Below are 2,298 nucleotides of genomic sequence, written 5' to 3' on the forward strand. Positions count from 1 at the left end.
CAGAAAACGAGGTAAAAGTCAGTAAAATTAAGTGTTTTAGTTTAATCAGCAGACACTATTTATATTATCTCCTACTGAAATTCCTTTATATGTTTCTATGGTTTTATCAGTAACTGATATACAGCGAATTATTCCGTTTGCGTCAAATAATATATTATTCTTAAACTCACTAGAAATGCTGTTTTTTGTGTCGTAATAAGATAGATTCGTGTTGTTAAACAATATTTCATACGGAGTATTTATTGTAACTTCTTGTGATTTAGTTTCAGAACAACCTGTAAGTGAAAACAATAACAAAATAAAAAGTAAAAGTAATTTTTTCATAAATACCTCATTGATATAAATTGTTGAATGATAAAAGTATACCACAATACTTTTTATATGGCAACTCCACATTGTCATTAAAGAGCATCTCCACAATGCTCGCATAAGCACAAGTATTCTCCACAAATACTTGAATGATGAATCCACAATGCTCAGGTAAATACCCGTGACTGGACTTTCACCAGTAAGATTAGTGCCATGCTCGGCACACTAGATTAAAGCCACTGTACCTTCGTATAATGGCTTTTGTGATTGAAAGGATAATAATTATGTATATAAAAAATAAAAAATTTAAACAAGGTTTATTGATATTTAGTAGCACATTTATTGGATTTTGGGGTGGCAAATTATTACTTATCTTATTAGGGATAATATAAAATCATAAATATCTTTAAAATGCTCTATACCCAACAAAAGAATTCCAGTAAAAATACTCCAAAACACTGTATTTCTAGTTGAATGCTTATTTTCATCTTCCAAAACACTATTTATTTTTTGTAATTCTTGATTGACAGATTTCAAACGCTCTAACTCATCATTCTGAGAATCAACGACCTTTAACAATGTATCGAGTTGGGCGTTTGTTTTCATACTTTCATAATGAATAGAATGAGCTGTTTGATTATTTTCTTCTAGCAACTTATCTGTTTTCTCATTAGGGTTTTTAATTATAAAATCCGTTTTCTGTGGCTTGTAAACATTCTGTATAATGTTCTGTTGCATCATTTGTTCTAATTGCTTTTGAACAACAGGGTCATTTAATGCTATAGCTTTGTTTCCTAAAAGTATATTGTCATTTACTTTTGTTAAAATTGGTGTATCGTCATCCATATTTTATCTCCTGATTAGGTATTGTATAAATTTCTTTATATTCAGAGAAGTTTATAGAGTATCTAATACTCTACTGTTACTCGTTAATTTATTATTTTAAAAGAAAGGACGTGGTTTTATGGGCTAATTTATTTTTTGCATGAAATCTTTATTATAAAATATTTCATGTAGTTCATCATATATTTCCGAAACACTCTTATTATCTTCACAATATTCTTGTGTTATTTTAAAGTAGATTTGTTGGAAATCAATAGTCGAATTGTTTTTTGGAACATAATTTCTATTGTATAATTGTTTTTCTAATTTTTTAATATAATTTTGTATTTGATTTGGTGGGAAATAATCACCAACGTTTTTGTCTATAATTGGATCAAATGTTATATATGCCAAATCATTTGATATTCCATAAACACACTTTGCATATGATAATTCATTATATAATGCATTATATTTTTTAGGAAACTGTATTTGAGTGAACTTTGTGTATAATTTTATTATATTTGTAACATATTCGCTTGAATCATTTAATTGAGAATCATTTTGTTTGTAAAAATTATCGCTACAAGCACTAATTTCATCAATAATGCTTTGATATTCTTTTATAGAATTTTCATATTGTTCCAATTCATTATCTGATAGTTTATATTTATTTATTTCTGATAAATATAATACTGACAAAGCAATAATTGCACAACCTAAGATACCTAAAAAAAACCAATAAGTATTTTTCTTTTTCATTTATACAAACCACCTTTATAGATAATCTAATTTATGTTTTATTTTATCACAGTTAATAATAATAGGCAACTCCACATTGCCTTTCACAAGCATCTCCACAATGCTTGAATAAGTGTATCCACAACACTTAAAAGCGGAATCCACAACCGCAATTATAATAGTACGATATTTAAAACAATAAACAGTTCTGTAGATAAGACAAGACAAACTTTAGCATTATTTAATAAAGATTGGGATACATATAAACGAAATTGGGAAAATGCAAATGGTGTTGGCGGTAAACTTAAATCAATTATATCATCAAATGATGTTAATTGCATCAAAGCATTTAATACACAGATATCAAATGTAAGTGCTTCAAAACACAGCGTTACTGACAAACAACTGTCATTCTGCTATGATATC

The 2,298-nt window shown here is 27.5% G+C and carries 4 protein-coding genes; all 4 read right to left on the reverse strand.

Going from position 1 to position 2,298, the window contains the following annotated elements; translation table 11 throughout:
* Nucleotides 1–45: 45 nt before the first annotated feature.
* Nucleotides 46–324, reverse strand: coding sequence for a hypothetical protein (locus ASU35_RS04060; protein ID WP_147525362.1), 279 nt, complete (start codon nucleotides 322–324; stop codon nucleotides 46–48).
* A gap of 354 nt (nucleotides 325–678) precedes the next feature.
* On the reverse strand, nucleotides 679–1,155 hold the full coding sequence (locus ASU35_RS04065) for a hypothetical protein (protein WP_058351784.1): 477 nt from the start codon (nucleotides 1,153–1,155) through the stop codon (nucleotides 679–681).
* Between the two features lie 123 nt (nucleotides 1,156–1,278).
* Nucleotides 1,279–1,893, reverse strand: coding sequence for a hypothetical protein (locus ASU35_RS04070; RefSeq protein WP_058351785.1), 615 nt, complete (start codon nucleotides 1,891–1,893; stop codon nucleotides 1,279–1,281).
* A 152-nt stretch (nucleotides 1,894–2,045) separates the two neighbouring features.
* Nucleotides 2,046–2,273 carry a hypothetical protein gene (locus ASU35_RS19125; protein ID WP_147525363.1) on the reverse strand — a complete coding sequence of 76 codons (228 nt, stop codon included), beginning with the start codon at nucleotides 2,271–2,273 and terminating at the stop codon, nucleotides 2,046–2,048.
* Between the last annotated feature and the right edge of the window lie 25 nt (nucleotides 2,274–2,298).

Source organism: Acetivibrio ethanolgignens (assembly GCF_001461035.1).
In the GTDB taxonomy this organism is placed as follows: Bacteria; Bacillota; Clostridia; order Lachnospirales; family Lachnospiraceae; genus Velocimicrobium; species Velocimicrobium ethanolgignens.

What these genes read in the sequence shown, in the direction of transcription:
- ASU35_RS04060 (WP_147525362.1), bottom strand. Translation starts at nt 324, where the DNA reads ATGAAAAAATTACTTTTACTTTTTATTTTGTTATTGTTTTCACTTACA.
- ASU35_RS04065 (WP_058351784.1), bottom strand. Translation starts at nt 1,155, where the DNA reads ATGGATGACGATACACCAATTTTAACAAAAGTAAATGACAATATACTT.
- ASU35_RS04070 (WP_058351785.1), bottom strand. Translation starts at nt 1,893, where the DNA reads ATGAAAAAGAAAAATACTTATTGGTTTTTTTTAGGTATCTTAGGTTGT.